An 18,307-nucleotide genomic window follows, 5' to 3' on the forward strand; every position below is an offset into this window, starting at 1 on the left:
TCCCTCGCCACGGGATTTCGGTTGCCTGGGCTGGCGCTATCGCGAGCAGGCTCGCTCCCACAGTTGGTTTTCGGTGGCCTTTACGGCCCGTCCGCCTTGATTTCCTGATAACGCCGTTCCAGCTCCTGACGGATCTGCCGACGCTGCTGGGCTTGTTCGTAGCGGCGCTTCTCCTCACTGTTCTGCGGGTGCAATGGCGGGACGGGCGCAGGTTTGCGTTGGTCATCCACGGCAACCATGGTGAAAAAGCAGCTGTTGGTATGGCGCACCGAGCGTTCACGAATATTCTCGGTCACGACCTTGATGCCCACTTCCATCGACGTGTTGCCGGTGTAGTTCACCGACGCCAGGAACGTCACCAGCTCGCCGACGTGGATCGGCTCACGAAAGATGACCTGGTCGACCGAGAGCGTCACCACGTAGCGCCCGGCGTAACGGCTGGCGCAGGCATAGGCAACTTCATCGAGGTATTTGAGCAAGGTGCCGCCATGGACATTGCCAGAGAAGTTGGCCATATCGGGGGTCATCAACACCGTCATCGACAGCTGGGCGTTTCCGGGTTCCATAACGTTCTCACGGTTCAAGGCAGCAATTTCGGGGAGGCGCCTCTGCGGGCGTTGGGGTGTGGCCACTCGTTTTCCAGCCACCCATATCGGGACGCTGCGCCGTTGCTTGCCGTCACGCTTGGGTGGATCTGTTTCCATATATTGCACCGTCTTTTTGCAGGAAGTCGCGGTGTTAACCTGCAAAAGCCCGTCAGACTAGGCATTTCCTACAAAAGGACCGGAACCGCCCGACTCCGCGTCGAGGTAATTCACACAAGGAGCCCTCACTATGCATGCCATCAGCTTCATTCAGGACCTGGCGATCATCATGCTGGTGGCGGGGCTGGTGACGGTACTCTTTCATCGTTTCAAGCAACCGGTAGTGCTGGGCTATATCGTCGCCGGCTTCATCATCGGCCCGCATACGCCACCGTTCGGTTTCATCCACGACGAAGAAACCATCAAGACCCTGGCCGAGCTCGGGGTGGTCTTCCTCATGTTCTGCCTTGGGCTGGAATTCAGCCTGCGCAAACTGTTCAAGGTTGGCGCCACGGCGTTCATCGCAGCATTCCTCGAAATTGTCCTGATGATCTGGATCGGCTATGAAATCGGCCGCTGGTTCGACTGGAATACCATGGACTCGCTGTTTCTCGGCGCGATCCTGGCGATCTCCTCAACCACGATCATCGTCAAGGCGCTCAATGACCTGAAAATGAAAAACGAGCGCTTTGCGCAGTTGATTTTCGGGGTGCTGATCGTCGAAGACATCCTCGGCATCGGCATCATCGCCTTGCTCTCGAGCATCGCCGTCAGCGGCACGGTGAGTTCCGGCGAGGTGTTCTCCACGGTCGGCAAGTTATCGTTGTTCATGATCGTGGCGTTGGTCATCGGTATCCTGCTGGTGCCCAGATTGCTGGCGTACGTAGCGAAATTCGACAGTAACGAGATGCTGTTGATCACGGTGTTGGGACTTTGCTTCGGCTTCTGCCTGCTGGTGGTGAAGCTTGAATACAGCATGGTGCTGGGGGCATTCCTGATCGGTGCGATCATGGCCGAGTCCCGGCAGTTGCTGAAAATCGAGCGCCTGGTAGAGCCGGTGCGCGACTTGTTCAGCGCGATATTTTTCGTGGCGATCGGGCTCATGCTCGATCCGGCGATCTTGCTTCAATACGCCTGGCCGATTGCCGTGATCACCTGCGCAGTCGTGCTGGGCAAGATGCTCTCCTGTGGTCTTGGCGCCTTTATCGCTGGCAATGACGGACGCACCTCCCTGCGAGTCGGGATGGGACTTTCACAGATCGGCGAATTTTCGTTCATCATCGCTTCGCTGGGCATGACCTTGCAGGTGACCAGCGATTTTCTTTACCCGGTGGCGGTGGCTGTGTCGGTACTGACCACGCTGCTGACGCCTTACTTGATTCGGGCCGCGGATCCGCTGTCAGTCAGGCTGGCCTCGGCGATGCCGCAACGGCTGACGCGCGTGCTGGGCATGTATGGCGAATGGTTGCGCAGTATTCAGCCACAGGGCGAGAGCGCTATGGTGGCCGCCATGATCAGGCGAATCCTGCTGCAGGTCGGCATCAACCTGGCATTGGTCATCGCGATTTTTGTTTCGGGCGGCTATTTCGCCGAGCGGATGTCGGTTTACCTGCAAGCCTGGATCAGCGATCCGAGCTGGCAAAAAGCATTGATCTGGGGTGGGGCGCTGCTGTTGTCGCTACCGTTCCTGATCGCTGCGTACCGCAAGCTCAAGGCGCTGTCGATGCTGCTGGCGGAGTTGGGTGTCACGCCGGAGATGGCCGGCCGCCACACGCAGCGCGTGCGTCGGGTCATCGCCGAAGTGATCCCGATCCTGTCGCTGCTGGTGATTTTCCTGCTGCTGGCAGCCTTGTCGGCCAGTATCCTGCCGACCAACAAGTTGCTGGTATTGATTGCCGTGGTGGCGACTGCGGTGGCGGCGCTGCTCTGGCGCTGGTTCGTCCGCCTGCATACGCGGATGCAGGTGGCCTTGCTCGATACGCTGGACAATCACAAGGAGTCGTCCGGGCATTGACCGGCGCCAGGCATGGACGTGTCAGCTTTCCAGCCAGACATCCCGTGCCCAGTGCCAGACAGATTCCCAGGTTTCCTCGGCAATCAGCTCTTCCTCGGCCTGCCATAGCACCACCGTGCCGTCTTCTTCGACGCAATAATAATCGTCGCCGTCCTGGCAGATCGGGATCAGGCTGCGATCGACACCCGCATCCCAGGCGTTGGCTGCCACGTCGGGCAAGTAGGTATGGGATTGCGGATCGGTAACGGTCACCGGCTCCAGGCTGCCATAGACGACGTCGCTGACAGTCAGCAAAAACTCCCTGAAGACGAACGGGATATCGATGAACAGTTGCTCCTCGATCTCTACCAGCAAGTCTTCGTCAGGCAACTCCAGTGGAACCGGTACAGGTTCGTTGGCTTCACGCAGTTGTTCGATGATTTCTTCCACGTCCGGGGATCCTCTTTCTCAATGGCGCGGTTTCATATGGGGCGGTTTATACAGTAGCTCGCTATAGATGCAACCGTGAAATAGAAAACCCCGGCCAAGGCCGGGGTTTTTATTTCAACATGCGAAACGCGCAAAGGTTCAACCGTTCTGGCGGATACCTGCAACCAGCCAAGGCTGGTTCTCGCCTTGGGCACGTTCCATGTTCCAGCTTTCGCTGAACGCTTCGCCCTGGTCGAAGCGAGAGTCCTTCGACACGCCGACAAAGGTCAGGGTGGCGATGGTCTTGTCTGCCCGATCGTCGACGCCGTCCAGTTGCACCTGCAGGTTGTCGATGTAGGTGGACTGGTAGCCGTCGCCCAGTTCGGCGCGTTCACGCTTGAGGAACTCCAGCAATTGCGGGGTTACGAACTCGGCGATCTTGTCCATTTCGTTCGAGTCCCAATGCTGCTGCAAGGACATGAAGTGGCTGCGAGCGGCTTCGATGAAACGTTGTTCGTTGAACCAGGCGGGTGCGTTGATCACCGGGCGGGCGGCCACTGGAGCGGCTGAGCCACCGAAGATCGAGCCGCTGGCAGGCTGCTGGTTGAACACTTCACGTTGCATTGGCGCGTGACCGGCCGGAGCGAGTTGCTCCTGCTGCTTGCGACGACGGGCGGCAATGAAGCGGAAGACCAGGAAGGCGATGACCGCCATGATCAGGATGTCGAAGATCTGCATGCCCTGGAAGCCGTCGCCCATGAACATGGAGGCGAGCAGGCCACCGGCGGCGATGCCGGCCAGTGGGCCGAGCCAGCGCGAAGCACCGCTGGCCTTGGTGGCAGCGCCAGCCGCACCGGCCGCGCCTGCGGTGGCAGCGGTTGAACCGGCGGCAGAGGACGGCGCCATCTGGCTGGTCTGGTGAGTCGGGGCGGCGCCCGAACTTTTACCACCGCCAAAACGCTTGGCGGCATTGGCGTCGATGGCCATCGTCAGGCCGATGCACAACGCCATGGCGATGCTAAGAAAACGTTTCATATTAAGGCATTCCCATTTGTGGATAGCACGCGCGCCATGTTGCACAGGTGAACTGTTGCTGGCTAGCGGCAGAGTGTTTCGGGCTTTTGCGTGACAGCTGAGGTTCAGCTTCAGATGCGCAAGAAGGCCTGTTCGCTTTGGGCTGTAGGAAAGGGGGACAAGTTCTATCGGAAATGTTTGGGGTTACCAAAATAAATGTGGGAGCGAGCTTGCTCGCGATAGCGGTTTGTCAGTCAGCTTCAATAGTGACTGATCGATTGCCATCGCGAGCAAGCTCGCTCCCACAGGTTTCTATGCGCATCTTTAGATCGCTTCCAGCTTGGCATACCCCAGCATCAGCCATTTGCTGCCTTCGCTGAAGTTCACCTGGACGCGGGCCTGGGCACCGGCGCCTTCGAAATTGAGGATCACGCCGTCGCCAAACACCGAATGCCGCACAGCCTGGCCGAGGCTGAAGCCGGTTTCCGGAATGTCGCTACCGCCAAACAGGCTGCTGGTGCCTTGCTGGTTGCCGCCAAACGGTCGGCTGACGCTGTTGGACAGGCGTACTTCCTGGATAAGACCTTTCGGCACTTCGCGTACGAAGCGTGACACTTTATTGTAGGTCTCGCTGCCATACAGGCGACGGGTTTCAGCGTAGGTCAGCACCAGGTTCTGCATCGCGCGGGTGATGCCGACGTAGGCCAGGCGACGTTCCTCTTCGAGGCGTCCCGGCTCCTCCAGGCTCATCTTGTGGGGGAACAGGCCTTCCTCCATGCCCACCAGGAACACATACGGGAACTCCAGACCCTTGGCGCTGTGCAGCGTCATCAGTTGAATGCTGTCTTCATGCTCGTCGGCCTGGGTATCGCCGGCTTCCAGGGAGGCATGACCGAGGAAAGCCGACAACGGGGACAGGTCTTGGTCTTCTTCGGTGTTTTCGAAGTTGCGCGCGGCGCTGACCAGTTCCTCGAGGTTTTCCACCCGCGCCTGACCTTTCTCGCCTTTTTCCGCCTCGTGGTAGGCGATCAGGCCGGACTGCTCGATGACGGTCTGGGTCATCAGGTGCAGCGGCATCTCGGCGCATTTGGCGGCGAGGTCTTCGATCAGGTCCATGAACGCTTTCAGCGCACCGGCGGCGCGCCCGGTAACGCCTTTGTTGTCGACCAGCTGGCGCATGGCTTCCCACATCGACACGTGGCTATGGCGCGCATGGTCGCGAATCGCCTCGACGGTTTTCTCGCCGATGCCCCGGGTCGGCACGTTGATCACCCGCTCCAGGGCCGCGTCGTTGCCGCGTCCTTCGATCAGGCGAAGGTAGGCCATGGCGTTCTTGATTTCCGCGCGCTCGAAGAAGCGTTGGCCGCCATAGATTCGGTAAGGGATCCGTTCGCGCAGCAAGGCTTCTTCCAATACCCGCGATTGGGCGTTGGAGCGATAGAGAATGGCGATATCGCTGCGGGCCAAGCCGGTTTTCAGCGCGCTCTCGATGGTCTCCACTACATAGCGGGCCTCATCGTGTTCATTGAAAGCGGCGTACAGATTGATCGCCTCGCCTTCGCCGCCGTCGGTCCACAATTCCTTGCCCAGGCGCCCGGTATTGTTTGCGATCAACGCGTTGGCGGCCTTGAGGATACCGGCGGTGGAGCGGTAGTTCTGCTCCAGGCGGATGACCTCGGCGTCGGGGAAATCCGCCGAGTACTGATGAATGTTTTCGATCTTGGCGCCGCGCCAGCCGTAGATCGACTGGTCGTCGTCACCTACCACCATCAGGCTGTCGCCACCCTTGGCCAGCAGGCGCAACCAGGCGTACTGAACAGCGTTGGTGTCCTGGAATTCGTCCACCAGCACATGCCGGAAGCGTTTCTGATAGTGAGCCAGCAGGCCTGGGTGGTCGCGCCACAGGTCCAGGGCTCGCAGCAGCAGCTCGGAAAAATCGATGACTCCGGCGCGTTGGCATGCCGCTTCATAGGCTTCGTAGATGCTGCGCATGGTCGCCAGGAACAGGTCGCCACTGGCCTGGATGTGCTGCGGGCGCAAGCCTTCGTCTTTCTGGCCGTTGATGAACCATTGGGCCTGACGGGCGGGCCAGCGCTGTTCGTCCAGGCCCAGTTCACGGATGACCCGCTTGACCAGGCGCTGCTGGTCATCGCTGTCGAGGATCTGGAAGGTCTGGCTCAGGCCGGCCTCCTGCCAATGGGCCCGCAACAGGCGGTGCGCCAGGCCGTGGAACGTACCGACCCACATGCCAGCCGGGTTGAGGCCCATCAACTGCTCGATGCGATGGCGCATCTCGGCAGCGGCCTTGTTGGTGAAGGTCACCGACAGGATCGAATGGGGCGAGGCGTTCTCGACCTGGATCAACCAGGCGATACGGTGCACCAGCACTCGGGTCTTGCCGGAGCCGGCACCAGCCAGGACCAATTGACGACCGACGGAGGCAGCAACTGCCTGGCGTTGGGCGTCGTTCAGGGAATTCAGCAGAAGGGAGAGATCATCGCGCATCGAGGCATTCTAGGGTGCGGCGTCACCCCGGGCAAACCGAGCTTTGCATCAGCCGATAAAAAGCCTTCTGGGTGATGACCGGTTGGTCAGCGGCTACAAGCATGGGCGGGGCTCGCTTTCCAACGTTATTACCCAATGGAATCGCGACTTTTTCGCTGTTTTTATGAGCAGGAGCAGTGTGGGATGGCCTTTGGCTTGTGTATGCTCGGTGCTCGTTTCGGGTGCAGCACGCGCCCCTGAATAAGAACAAGAACATCGCCTATGACCTCCAGTTCCGATCTGGCGGGGCCCTGCGTGGAGCCGCGCCTCATCTGCAAGCAGTACGCCACGGAAATGGCCGTCGAACGCACCAGGCTGTTATATCAGGGTTCGCTGCTGCCCACGCTGTTCATGCTGCTCAACGGGCTGGTGTGCGCGGCGCTGTTATGGACGCCGTCGCGCTACTTTCTGGTCAGCGTCTGGTTGGTCTGGTTGCTGTCGCTGGTGGCGTTGCGGGTGATTCAGGTGGCCGCGTTCGATTCGGCGATACCAAGCCGCCAGGCGCACCCGATCTGGTTGCGCATGTTCCTGCTGGGCTCGGCCATGACCGGCCTGACGCTGGCCGGTGCCGGTATCGCCCTGGTCCCGGCGGACAGCTTCCAACAACAGGCCTGGGTATTCGGCCTGATCGGCGCGGCCACGCTATCGGCGAGTGTCGCCTATGCCGTGAGCCTTGCGGCGTTCCTGTCCTTTACCTTGCCCTGCCTGTTGCCGGCCATCGGTTATCTTTTCTGGGGCGGCGACGAGCAGCAGCGTGGCTGGGGCTGGCTTGGGCTGGTGGTGCTGGTTTCGCTGAGTGTGGTGGCCTGGCAGGTCAATCGGTTGATACAGAACGGCATGCTGCGCCGATTCCAGAACCAGGCACTGATCGAGCATCTGCAGCAAGCACAAGCCCGCGGCGCCCAGCTTAACGAGGCATTGGCCCGGGAGGTCGAACAACGCCGTTCTGCCGAAGCCCAGCTGCGTACGGCGCAGGTTGGCCTGGAGGCGCGGGTCGCACAGCGCAGCCTTGAACTGGAGGCGGCCAGCCAGGCGCTGAGTAAAAGCGAAGCACGCCTGGCACTGGCGCTCAAGGCCAGTGAGTTGGGGTTGTGGGATTGGAACCTGCAGACCGATGAGGTCCATCACACCCAACTCAAGGAGCTGTTTGGCCTGGAACCCGAGTACATAACGGCGATGCTCAGTCATCTCACCCCGCGCCTGCATCCGCAGGATCTTCCGGCGCTCAAGCGTGCCCTGGTAGAGCATCTCAAGGGCCGCAGCGAGGATTACCAGATTGAATACCGCGTCCGTCATGGCGACGGCCATTGGGTCTGGATCGAAGACCGTGGCCGGGCGGTGGAGCGCAGCGCGAGCGGTCGGGTGCTGCGCATGGTCGGCACCCGGCGAGACATCAGCGCCAGCAAAGAGCTTGAACAACAGCGGCAACTGGCGGCCACGGTCTTTGAAGCGGCCAGCGAAGGCATTGTGATTTTCGACCCCAACTACGCGTTGCTGGCGGCCAACCAGGCGTTCGCGCGGGTTACCGGCTTCGATATCGCCGACATGCTGGGGCGCAGCGTGGTCGACCTACCCTGCAGTCGCGATGCACGCCGGCACTATCCGATCATTCGCCAAGCCCTCAAGCAGCATGGCACCTGGCAAGGCGAGCTGGTGGAAGCGCGGGCCAACGGTGAACTCTACCCGCAGTGGTTGCAGTTGAATGTGGTGCGTGATCTGCGAGGAAAAGTCAGCCATGTGGTGGGCTTCTTCGCCGATCTCTCGGCCCGCCGCGAATCCGAGGAGCGGATGCGCTACCTCACTCATTACGACGAGCTGACCGGATTGGCCAACCGCTCGCTGTTCCGCGAGCGCCTGCACGAGGCCCATCAACGGGTTCGCCAGGGCGGGCGTCGCAGCCTGGCACTGCTGCACATCAACCTTGATCGCTTCAAGTTGCTCAACGACAGCCTCGGCCACGATATCGCCGACCAGTTGCTGCAGAAAATGGCTCGCCGCCTGATCAATGCGTTGCCGGAAGCCGACACCATTGCCAGGCTGTCCGGAGACGAGTTCGCCGTGTTGTTCGACGCCTATGGCAACCTTTCCAGCCTGGCGAGGGTAGCGACCCGGCTATCTGCCAAGCTGCGGCTGCCCCTGACGATCGAGGGGCATGAACTGGTGGTCAGCGCTTCGATCGGCATCAGCCTGTTGCCCGACAACGCTCGGGAAATCTCCACGCTGGTCAGCCAGGCAAACATGGCGATGCAACACGCCAAGCACCTGGGCGGCAATAGCTTCCAGTTTTATACCGACAGCCTTCAGGCCAGCACGCTGGAACGTCTGCAATTGGAGAACCAGTTGCGCAAGGCACTTGAGGAACAGCAACTGAGCGTTTTCTACCAGCCCAAACTGTGCCTGGCGACCGGTCGCCTGAACGCGGCCGAGGCGCTGGTGCGCTGGGACCATCCGACCATGGGCCAGATTCCACCCGCTGACTTCATCGGCTTGGCCGAGGAGACCGGGCTGATCGGACCCATTGGCGAATTCGTGCTCCGCCAGGCCTGCTGGCAGGCGTGCGAATGGCAGCGCCAGGGGCTTGCGCCTATCAGGGTGTCAGTCAATCTCTCGGTGCATCAGTTGCGCCAGGGCAAACTGGTCAGTCTTGTACGCCAAGTGCTGGAGGAGACCGGCCTGGCCCCGCAATACCTGGAGCTGGAGCTGACCGAGAGCCAGTTGCTCGACAGCGTCGAGCACATCATCGCCACCTTCCAGCAATTGCGTGATCTTGGGGTCAAGCTGGCGATTGACGACTTTGGCACCGGGTATTCTTCGCTGAGCTATCTCAAACGTATCCCGGTGGATTACGTGAAGATCGACCAGGCATTTGTTCGTGGCCTGGCGGAGGGCGGGGAGGACGCAGCCATCACCCGGGCAATCATCGCCATGGCTCATGGGCTGTCGCTCAAGGTAGTGGCCGAAGGTGTCGAGCGGCAGGAGCAGCTGGATTTCCTGAAAAACGAGCAATGCGACGAGGTTCAAGGCTATCTCATCAGCCGACCGGTGGGAGCCGAAGGCTTGGCCCGCCTGATGCTCGAGCAGAATAAGCCTGCTTTGTAGCAAAGGGCCCAAGGTCCTGCGATGGCGAGCCTTCGTAACGGCTACACGAAGCGTCCCCCGCCAAAACAAGGGGGAACAAGGCCAATTCAGTTACGTATTGGGCGGGCAGAAAGCCAATTCCTGTAGTATAACTACAAGCTTGCTACATCCCGGCACCCGCCCCATAACAAGAGTCCAGTCCTTTGAACCTGTTGCAACACATCGCCCAGTCGCGCCATCTGCTACGCAAGTCGGAACTGAAGGTCGCCGATCATGTACTGCTTGATCCTGCGGCTGTGATGCACAGTTCCATGGCCGACTTGGCCCACAGCGTCGGCATCAGCGAACCGACCATCGTGCGTTTTTGCCGCGCGATCGGTTGTTCGGGTTTTCAGGACCTGAAGCTCAAATTGGCGCAGAGCCTGGCGGCGGGTGCGAGTTTTGGCCAATTCGCGATTCATGAAGACGATTCGGTCGCCGATTACAGCCTGAAAATCTTCGACACGACCCTGCACACCCTGATGGAAGTTCGCGAGAAGCTCGATCCGGTGGCGTTGCAAAAAGCGGTTACGGCCATGTCCCAGGCCCAACGTGTCGAGTTCTATGGTTTTGGTGCTTCTGGCGCGGTCGCGGCCGATGCCCAGCACAAGTTCTTCCGTCTGTTGCTCACGGCGGCGGCCTATTCCGATCCACACATGCAGGCAATGTCGGCGGTCACGTTGAAGCCTACCGACGTGGCGATCTGTATTTCCCAGTCGGGTCGCTCCAAGGACTTGTTGATCACTGCGAACCTGGTACGTGAAAGCGGTGCTTCGCTGATCACCTTGTGCCCGAGCCAGACGCCATTGGCTGAGTTGTCGACGGTGAACCTGGCGATAGACGTGCATGAAGACACGGAAATCTACACGCCATTGACCTCGCGCATCGCGCATCTGGTGGTCATCGATGTGTTGGCCATGGGCGTCGCCATGGCGCGCGGCCCGAGCCTGGTCAATCACCTCAAGAGTGTGAAGCGCAGCCTTCGCAGCTTGCGGTTGTCGCCCAAGTCGGTGAAGGCGCTGGATGACTGAGCGCTGTTCCCGGGGTTGAGGGGTTTCTGTGGCAGGGGAGCACCCCTGCGAATTCATCGTTCTGTAACGCTCGCGCCGCCAAATCGTCATCGCGCGCCGTCATCTTGAAACTCCCGTATACGTCTTGGGAGTCTCGACATGACCCAGTCCTACGAAGACCGCAGCGCCGCCAAAACCCGTCGCCAACAGGAAGACCAACGCCGCATGGCGTTCCGCCGTGCGATCGAAGATCGCTATGAGCAACGGCAGCTTCTGGCAGAAATCAGCGAATTTCCTGACGCCGTAGAGTTCAATTACTGGCAGGCAGCGCCGGCGGCTTCCCGTCGAAACGCTCAACCAGGCCGATAATCTGGGCGCGCTCGCCGCGCACGAATGCCAGGAAGGCATGAGCCACCGGTGACAAGCGCTTAGCCCTGGCCTGCACCAGGCACCAGCTGCGGTACAGCGGCAGCTCCTCAACCGGCAACTCGATGAGTGCGCCGGAGCTTAGCTCGCGGCTTACGGCGTGGCGCGTCAACAGTGCCACGCCCAGCCCGGCCACCACGCACTCGCGCTGGGCCTCCGCCGACGCCACTTCCAGCGTCTGGGTGAAATGCACCCGCTTCTCCTTGAAATACTCCTCGCACGCCAGCCGCGTGCCCGAACCGGGCTCGCGCAACAGCAGCGTATAAGGTTCCAGGTCCTGCAGGCGCAGCGGGCCAATGTGGCAAAGCGGATGGTCGGGCGGCGCCACGGCAACGATCGGGTTGTTGAGAAATGGCAGGAATTCCAGGCCCATGTCCTGGGGCACCATCGACATGATCACCAGATCGTCACGGTTGTCTGAAAGGCGCCGGATCACCTGGCCGCGATTGACCACGGTGAGGTTCAGATTGACCTCGGGATGTTGACGCTTGAACGCGGCGAACAGATGCGGGACGAAATACTTGGCACTGGATTCTACCGCCAGCTTCAATTGCCCCTGCAGCGAACCCTGCATGTCCGAAAGCTGCATGTCGAGGTTCTCCAGCCGCCCGAAGATATCCCGACTGGCGCGTTGCAGGGCTTCGGCCGCTTCGGTCATGTAGAGTTTTTTTCCGACGTACTCAAACAGCGGCTGGCCAATCAGCTCTTCAAGGGATCGAATCTGTAGGCTAACGGCCGGTTGTGTGAGAGACATTTCATCAGCCGCGCGGCTGTATGACCTCAGGTCGCACACCTCATTGAAAATCTGCAACTGACGCAACGTCATACGCATCAATGACTTACGCATATATCTGGGTCTCGGGGCGGGGGCGGGCAGGACGACTATAAGTCTTTGCTTATGCACGACCCAACAAATATTCATTTTTGTTAATCAACGACCGGGACTAGTGTGGAGCGGCGACCAATTGTTACATCTGGTCACGCATCGGCCTGGACCTCAGGCCGTGGGTATCACCGGCTCAAGGGAACCTCCAATTGATAACAAAGATCCTGATCGCCAACCGCGGTGAGATTGCCGTCCGAATCGTGCGCGCCTGCGCCGAAATGGGCATTCGCTCGGTCGCGGTCTATTCCGACGCCGACCGCCATGCCTTGCATGTCAAGCGTGCGGACGAGGCCCACAGCATCGGCGCCGATCCGCTGGCCGGCTACCTCAATCCGCGCAAACTGGTGAACCTGGCGGTGGAAACCGGCTGCGACGCGTTGCACCCCGGCTACGGCTTCCTCTCGGAAAACGCCGAACTGGCGGACATCTGCGCCGAGCGCGGAATCCAATTCATTGGCCCGTCGGCGGAAGTCATTCGCCGCATGGGCGACAAGACCGAAGCGCGCCGCAGCATGATCAAGGCCGGCGTGCCGGTGACTCCAGGCACCGAAGGCAATGTGTCGGGTATCGAAGAGGCCCTGACCGAAGGTGATCGGATCGGTTACCCGGTGATGCTCAAGGCTACGTCCGGCGGTGGTGGCCGTGGTATCCGTCGCTGCAACAGTCGCGAAGAGCTCGAGCAGGCCTTCCCGCGCGTCATCTCCGAAGCCACCAAGGCGTTCGGTTCGGCGGAAGTGTTCCTGGAAAAATGCATCGTCAATCCCAAGCACATTGAAGCGCAGATCCTCGGTGACAGTTTCGGCAACGTGGTGCACCTGTTCGAACGTGACTGCTCGATCCAGCGCCGCAACCAGAAACTGATCGAGATCGCCCCAAGCCCGCAACTGACACCTGAGCAGCGCGCCTACATCGGTGACCTTTCGGTGCGCGCCGCCAAGGCCGTGGGCTACGAAAATGCCGGCACCGTGGAGTTCCTGCTCGCCGAGGGCGAGGTGTACTTCATGGAGATGAACACTCGGGTGCAGGTGGAACACACCATCACCGAAGAAATCACCGGTATCGACATCGTTCGCGAGCAGATCCGCATCGCCTCCGGGCTGCCGTTGTCGGTCAAGCAGGAAGACATCCAGCACCGGGGCTTTGCGTTGCAGTTCCGCATCAACGCCGAAGACCCGAAAAACAACTTCCTGCCCAGCTTCGGCAAGATCACCCGTTATTACGCACCGGGTGGCCCGGGCGTGCGCACCGACACAGCAATCTATACCGGCTACACCATTCCGCCGTTCTACGATTCGATGTGCCTGAAACTGGTGGTCTGGGCGCTGACCTGGGAAGAAGCGATGGACCGTGGCCTGCGAGCCCTGGATGACATGCGCCTGCAGGGGGTCAAGACCACCGCCGCGTATTACCAGGAGATCCTGCGTAATCCGGAATTCCGCAGCGGCCAGTTCAACACCAGCTTTGTTGAAAGCCATCCCGAACTGACCAATTACTCGATCAAGCGCAAACCCGAAGAGCTGGCCCTGGCCATCGCCGCCGCCATCGCCGCCCACGCAGGCCTGTAAGGAATCATGACAATGTCCAAGAAGATCCACGTTACCGACACAATCCTGCGCGACGCCCACCAATCGCTGCTCGCCACCCGCATGCGTACCGAAGACATGCTGCCGATCTGCGACAAGCTCGACAAAGTCGGCTACTGGTCGCTGGAAGTCTGGGGCGGCGCCACCTTCGACGCCTGCGTGCGCTTCCTGAAAGAAGATCCGTGGGAGCGTCTGCGTCAACTGCGCGCAGCACTGCCCAACACTCGCTTGCAGATGCTGCTGCGGGGCCAGAACCTGCTCGGCTATCGCCATTACAGCGATGATGTGGTCAAGGCGTTCGTCGCCAAGGCCGCGGTCAATGGTATCGACGTATTCCGTATCTTCGATGCGATGAACGACGTGCGTAACCTGCGCGTCGCCATCGAAGCAGTGAAGGCTGCCGGCAAGCATGCCCAAGGCACCATCGCCTACACCACCAGCCCGGTGCACACCATTGAAGCCTTTGTGGCCCAGGCCAAGCAGATGGAGGCCATGGGGTGCGACTCGGTGGCGATCAAGGACATGGCCGGCCTGCTGACTCCTTATGCCACTGGCGAACTGGTCAAGGCGCTGAAGGCCGAGCAATCCTTGCCGGTATTCATCCACTCCCATGACACCGCCGGCCTCGCCGCGATGTGCCAGCTCAAGGCTGTCGAGAACGGCGCCGACCACATCGATACGGCCATTTCCAGCTTCGCCTGGGGCACCAGCCATCCGGGTACCGAATCGATGGTAGCCGCCCTCAAGGGCAGCGAGTTCGACACCGGCCTGGACCTGGAACTGCTGCAGGAAATCGGCCTGTATTTCTACGCCGTGCGCAAGAAGTACCACCAGTTCGAAAGCGAATTCACCGCGGTGGATACCCGCGTTCAGGTCAACCAGGTACCAGGCGGAATGATTTCCAACCTGGCCAACCAGTTGAAAGAGCAGGGCGCACTGAACCGCATGAACGAAGTGTTGGCGGAGATTCCGCGAGTGCGCGAAGACCTCGGCTTCCCGCCGCTGGTAACCCCGACCTCGCAGATCGTCGGCACCCAGGCATTCTTCAACGTGTTGGCCGGTGAGCGCTACAAGACCATCACCAACGAGGTGAAGCTCTATCTGCAAGGCGGCTACGGCAAGGCGCCAGGTGCGGTGAACGAGAAGCTGCGCCGCCAGGCCATCGGCAGTGAAGACGTGATCGACGTACGGCCGGCCGACTTGCTCAAACCGGAGATGACCCGGTTGCGTGGCGAGATCGGCGCCTTGGCCAAATCCGAGGAAGACGTGCTGACTTATGCGATGTTCCCGGACATCGGTCGCAAGTTTCTCGAGGAGCGCGAAGCCGGCACCTTGACCCCGGAAGTGCTGTTGCCTATCCCCGAAGCGGGCAGCGTGAGCTCTGCGGGCGGCGAGGGTGTGCCGACCGAGTTCGTCATTGATGTCCACGGCGAAACCTACCGCGTCGACATTACCGGCGTGGGCGTCAAGGCCGAGGGCAAGCGTCATTTCTATCTGTCCATTGACGGCATGCCGGAAGAGGTCGTGTTCGAACCGCTCAACGAATTTGTCGGCGGCGGCAGCAGCAAGCGCAAGCAAGCCACTGCGCCAGGCCACGTCAGCACCACCATGCCGGGCAACATCGTCGATGTGCTGGTCAAGGAGGGCGATGTGGTGAAAGCCGGCCAAGCCGTGTTGATTACCGAAGCCATGAAAATGGAGACCGAAGTCCAGGCAGCCATACCGGGCAAGGTCACGGCTATTCATGTCGCCAAGGGCGACCGGGTCAATCCGGGCGAGATCCTGGTCGAAATCGAAGGCTGATCCAAACAGCCTCGATGCAACGTTTTACCTCGGGGGAGCAGGTGCTCCCCTTTTTTTTGCCCGTCAGAACGCCATCCGCCACTGTCCCACCAGCGCACCGTTGCGGTTGTCCTGCCCTGTTTCGCCGCTGTAGCTCAACCCCAGGGTATGACGTGGCGAAACCGCCAGGTCCAGCCCTGCCTGCAGAAGCAAGCTGTCGCGGTCCAGTTCGCCACCTTTGATGTGATAAGTGCTGCTTCCCCTGACCAGGCGCTGATGGGAGCTACCCTGGACGTCCCCATACAAGTGCTTCCAGCCGATGTCCAGACGGGGCGTCACGCGCATGCCGCGATCAAGCAGGAAGGGGCGGGCGAGGCGCAGGCCCAGGTCGCTGCTGAAGTGTTCCTGGGCCTGGCCGTTGTACTGTAATGCCGCATCGCCGCCTTTCTCCGTGAAGCCGTCACGTTGATAACGTTGGTAGCCCACTTGGGCATAGGGCTCAAGTTCGAAATGGCCGATATCCAGCTGGTAGCCAAGTTGCCCGAAAACCTGCTGCGTCGTCGCATCGTAGCGACCTTTCAGGCGATCCCTGAACCCATTGAACGCAACGTGGCGTTTGATGCTGCCGTCGTGATTGCCATGGACAACGCCCAGGCGCAGCGCCAGCGGCCCGTCCTGGCGCAAGGCATACGCGCCCACCAGCCAACTGTCGAGAGCGCCATCGAACTGATCGCCGTCGAGCCGCGTCCGGGTTGTGCTGCCGATAAGGCCCAGCCGCCAATCGGGGCTGACAGCCCAGTCGGTTCCCAGCATCAAGCCTTGTGTCGAATGCTTCATGGCCACGCCGCCCGGTTGCTTGGCGAGGCTGCCACTGTTGCCGATGGCCTGGACCCAGACCTGGCCGTTGCCGTGCCCACTCGCCGGGTTTCGCCGGCCCATGGCCGAGAGCATGCCGCTGCTGATTGGCGCGACGCTGCTCAGGGTGGCGTTGCCAAGGTTTGCCGTGTCATGGCCGCTCAGTTGGTCGATGGCGACAGCGGCGGTGGCCATGTTGGTGCCAAGCAGGGCGTTGATGGCGGCGTTGGGTTTGGGGGCAGGTTTGACAACTTCTGCTTTGGCTGCGGGCTTAGCCTCGGCGCTGGCAACAACCGTGGAGGGTGCGGTGGGCACTGACGTTGGACGATCGGCTTGCGGCTCGGCGGCAGGCGAGTGCGCAACGTGTGCCGCGCTGGCGGGCTCGGGCTGCACTGGGCTAACCGATCGCTGCGGCTCAATGGCCTCCACGAATTCGAGTCCGTTGGCAGAGGAAGCTGCCTCTCCCAGCGGGACATCGTTGCGCTCGAAGGTCAGCCCCACCTGTTTTTCGAGGGTGTAGTCAGGAGTGGCGGTCAAAAAGGCGAGTTCATCGACAACCTTGCCGAATGTCCCTTCAATCTTCTCCGCCTCGATCACGATGCGTCTGTTTGTGTCGACGAATTCTCCCGGTACGGAAGCGATCTTCAGAGTGGCATTGCCCAACGTAGCGGTGCCGCCAACCTTGATTGTGCTGCTGCCTTTCTCGGCGTCGATTGCGTAAACCAGCGTCGCGCTCTTGGAAAGCTTCAGGTCATTCGTCACCGAAGGGGCTCCCATTGCGGGGCCGACTTCCAGGGTGCCCGCCACGTCCAGCGCATCGACCGTCCCGCTGCCGCTGAAGCGGGCCTTTTTTCCCACGAAGACAGGCCCGGTGACCGTGCCTTGGTTGGTGAGTTCGCCAAGAACGTGCACCGCGCCGTTGATGTGGCCGCTGTTCAGCAATTTGGCCTTCGAGTCGACCAGGCTATTTGCGTCGATACGACCGCCGTTCGACCACTCGCCTTGCTTCAAATACAGGTCCTGGAAATTGCGTATCTCGCCTAATTCGCCTCCCTGGGTATCCAGCTGCAAGACGTTGGCTCCGCCGCCGCCGTCGGTGAGCCCGAAGAGTCTGCCTTGCTTGCTGACCATCACCAGATCGTTGCTGTCGTCCTTCAATAAGGCGTCTTCGCGAACGGTCGTCACGTTGTCGCGCTTTGTATCAGGTGTTGGTGCCATGAACGCCTTGAGACGAGCCTGCATCTCGGTTGTTGTTTCCAAGGGGCGGGTTTCCCCGGCAACTGACTGAGCTATCGAAGACTCGACACAACCCAATGCCAAGGCGATCGCCAGTGCGAGATGTTGGGGCAGGAATACATGTTTGGTAGGCATCGAATGCGATCTCTCATGAATGAGGTCGCACTTTAGAAATTCCCTCTGGATGGCGATGCCAGCCATGTTCTCGCCGCAGACAGGATTTGGCGGATGGAATCTGTAGGCTGTTCGTGCTGCGATCAGCGCGTCGTCCGGTTGGATTTCAGGGTTCGCAGCTTTGCCCTACAGCGCGTATGGGCCTTTCTGTTTGATCGACACCTGAAGTTTTTCATCGGGCCGCACCCAGTGCTTTCGGCCCTTGAGGAATGGCGGCTTTTCGCGGGCAATCGTCGTGTTCGGAAGGCTTGTTTATGTCCTTGCGATGAGAAGAGACTCGCTCCCTGAAAGCGCAATTGATCAACTGCTTGATACAGATTGAGCACGCGATGGTAGGCTTGCGGCCGACCAAAGTTGGCTTTGTAAACCCATTCTGCGTTTCGCGTAGGATAGTTCCGGGATACAGAAATCCAGCGTTGTATCGTTGGGACCTCGTCTATAGTCCTCTCGTCATCGACAAAATCGGTGATCGATCTTAGCCGGTCGAACAAGAGTGCACGAGCGCCCCCAATGGCGGCGCTTTTTGCTGCCCGTGTTTTACATTTATGGCGGCTGTGCGGGGGACATCTTCGGGTGTGCCGGGTTCTCTTGTCCGGTCGGCTAACCCGCGTACAGCTGCCACCAATATTCGTTTAGCCGCGAACGGTGGTAGCTCCTGACTCAAGAGAGCAAAC

The 18,307-nt window shown here is 60.4% G+C and carries 12 protein-coding genes; 6 read left to right on the forward strand and 6 right to left on the reverse strand.

The annotated features are described in order from the left end of the window. Nucleotides 1-80: 80 nt before the first annotated feature. A complete protein-coding gene (locus J3P91_RS00175) occupies nt 81-566 on the reverse strand; it encodes an acyl-CoA thioesterase (RefSeq protein ID WP_305497705.1) in 486 nt (161 codons plus the stop codon). A gap of 268 nt (nt 567-834) precedes the next feature. On the opposite strand from J3P91_RS00175, the gene J3P91_RS00180 reads away from it, so the two are divergent. Then, on the forward strand, nt 835-2,598 hold the full coding sequence (locus tag J3P91_RS00180; protein ID WP_434570626.1) for a cation:proton antiporter: 1,764 nt from the start codon (nt 835-837) through the stop codon (nt 2,596-2,598). Nucleotides 2,599-2,619: 21 nt separating this feature from the next. Here the strand turns inward: J3P91_RS00180 and J3P91_RS00185 are convergent, their stop codons facing one another. From J3P91_RS00185 to uvrD, 3 genes are all read right to left on the reverse strand, one after another. Beyond that, nucleotides 2,620-3,027 (reverse strand): SMI1/KNR4 family protein, encoded by a 408-nt coding sequence (locus J3P91_RS00185; protein ID WP_003187120.1) that lies wholly within the window; start codon nt 3,025-3,027, stop codon nt 2,620-2,622. Nucleotides 3,028-3,165: 138 nt separating this feature from the next. Further along, complete coding sequence (locus tag J3P91_RS00190) at nt 3,166-4,041, reverse strand: Tim44 domain-containing protein (protein ID WP_434570624.1); 876 nt, start codon at nt 4,039-4,041, stop codon at nt 3,166-3,168. A 303-nt stretch (nt 4,042-4,344) separates the two neighbouring features. Then, nucleotides 4,345-6,525 carry a DNA helicase II gene (gene uvrD / locus J3P91_RS00195; RefSeq protein ID WP_434570623.1) on the reverse strand — a complete coding sequence of 727 codons (2,181 nt, stop codon included), beginning with the start codon at nt 6,523-6,525 and terminating at the stop codon, nt 4,345-4,347. 261 nt (nt 6,526-6,786) lie between these two features. On the opposite strand from uvrD, the gene J3P91_RS00200 reads away from it, so the two are divergent. From J3P91_RS00200 to J3P91_RS00210, 3 genes are all read left to right on the forward strand, one after another. Continuing rightward, nucleotides 6,787-9,663, forward strand: a complete 2,877-nt coding sequence (locus J3P91_RS00200) for an EAL domain-containing protein (protein WP_434602385.1) — start codon at nt 6,787-6,789, stop codon at nt 9,661-9,663. 182 nt (nt 9,664-9,845) lie between these two features. Then, the gene (hexR, locus tag J3P91_RS00205) at nt 9,846-10,712 is read left to right on the forward strand and encodes a transcriptional regulator HexR (protein ID WP_003187110.1); all 867 of its coding nucleotides are present in this window, start codon (nt 9,846-9,848) and stop codon (nt 10,710-10,712) included. Nucleotides 10,713-10,850: 138 nt separating this feature from the next. Next, entirely contained in the window at nt 10,851-11,060 is a 210-nt protein-coding gene (locus J3P91_RS00210) for a PA3496 family putative envelope integrity protein (protein WP_305497700.1), read from the forward strand. Here J3P91_RS00210 and J3P91_RS00215 read toward each other — a convergent pair. Then, the gene (locus J3P91_RS00215; protein ID WP_336072855.1) at nt 11,002-11,964 is read right to left on the reverse strand and encodes a LysR family transcriptional regulator; all 963 of its coding nucleotides are present in this window, start codon (nt 11,962-11,964) and stop codon (nt 11,002-11,004) included. The two genes, J3P91_RS00210 and J3P91_RS00215, sit on opposite strands and share 59 nt — an antisense overlap. 188 nt (nt 11,965-12,152) lie before the next feature. Here J3P91_RS00215 and J3P91_RS00220 point away from each other — a divergent pair, with 188 nt between their 5' ends. Both J3P91_RS00220 and oadA read left to right on the forward strand, forming a co-directional pair. Next, nucleotides 12,153-13,568: an acetyl-CoA carboxylase biotin carboxylase subunit gene (locus J3P91_RS00220; protein ID WP_434602386.1), complete on the forward strand. Its 1,416-nt coding sequence runs from the start codon at nt 12,153-12,155 to the stop codon at nt 13,566-13,568. Nucleotides 13,569-13,580: 12 nt separating this feature from the next. Continuing rightward, entirely contained in the window at nt 13,581-15,389 is a 1,809-nt protein-coding gene (gene oadA / locus J3P91_RS00225) for a sodium-extruding oxaloacetate decarboxylase subunit alpha (RefSeq protein ID WP_434570619.1), read from the forward strand. A 63-nt stretch (nt 15,390-15,452) separates the two neighbouring features. Here the strand turns inward: oadA and J3P91_RS00230 are convergent, their stop codons facing one another. Beyond that, nucleotides 15,453-17,660, reverse strand: coding sequence for an autotransporter outer membrane beta-barrel domain-containing protein (locus J3P91_RS00230; protein WP_434602388.1), 2,208 nt, complete (start codon nt 17,658-17,660; stop codon nt 15,453-15,455). Nucleotides 17,661-18,307 lie beyond the last annotated feature (647 nt).

This window comes from Pseudomonas sp. Z4-7 (assembly GCF_051131965.1).
GTDB lineage: Bacteria > Pseudomonadota > Gammaproteobacteria > Pseudomonadales > Pseudomonadaceae > Aquipseudomonas.

Excerpts from the sequence above, each read along its gene's own strand:
- J3P91_RS00175 (WP_305497705.1), bottom strand. The coding sequence starts at position 566 with ATGGAACCCGGAAACGCCCAGCTGTCGATGACGGTGTTGATGACCCCC.
- J3P91_RS00180 (WP_434570626.1), top strand. The coding sequence starts at position 835 with ATGCATGCCATCAGCTTCATTCAGGACCTGGCGATCATCATGCTGGTG.
- J3P91_RS00190 (WP_434570624.1), bottom strand. The coding sequence starts at position 4,041 with ATGAAACGTTTTCTTAGCATCGCCATGGCGTTGTGCATCGGCCTGACG.
- uvrD (WP_434570623.1), bottom strand. The coding sequence starts at position 6,525 with ATGCGCGATGATCTCTCCCTTCTGCTGAATTCCCTGAACGACGCCCAA.
- J3P91_RS00200 (WP_434602385.1), top strand. The coding sequence starts at position 6,787 with ATGACCTCCAGTTCCGATCTGGCGGGGCCCTGCGTGGAGCCGCGCCTC.
- J3P91_RS00210 (WP_305497700.1), top strand. The coding sequence starts at position 10,851 with ATGACCCAGTCCTACGAAGACCGCAGCGCCGCCAAAACCCGTCGCCAA.
- J3P91_RS00215 (WP_336072855.1), bottom strand. The coding sequence starts at position 11,964 with ATGCGTAAGTCATTGATGCGTATGACGTTGCGTCAGTTGCAGATTTTC.
- oadA (WP_434570619.1), top strand. The coding sequence starts at position 13,581 with ATGTCCAAGAAGATCCACGTTACCGACACAATCCTGCGCGACGCCCAC.
- J3P91_RS00230 (WP_434602388.1), bottom strand. The coding sequence starts at position 17,660 with ATGGCTGGCATCGCCATCCAGAGGGAATTTCTAAAGTGCGACCTCATT.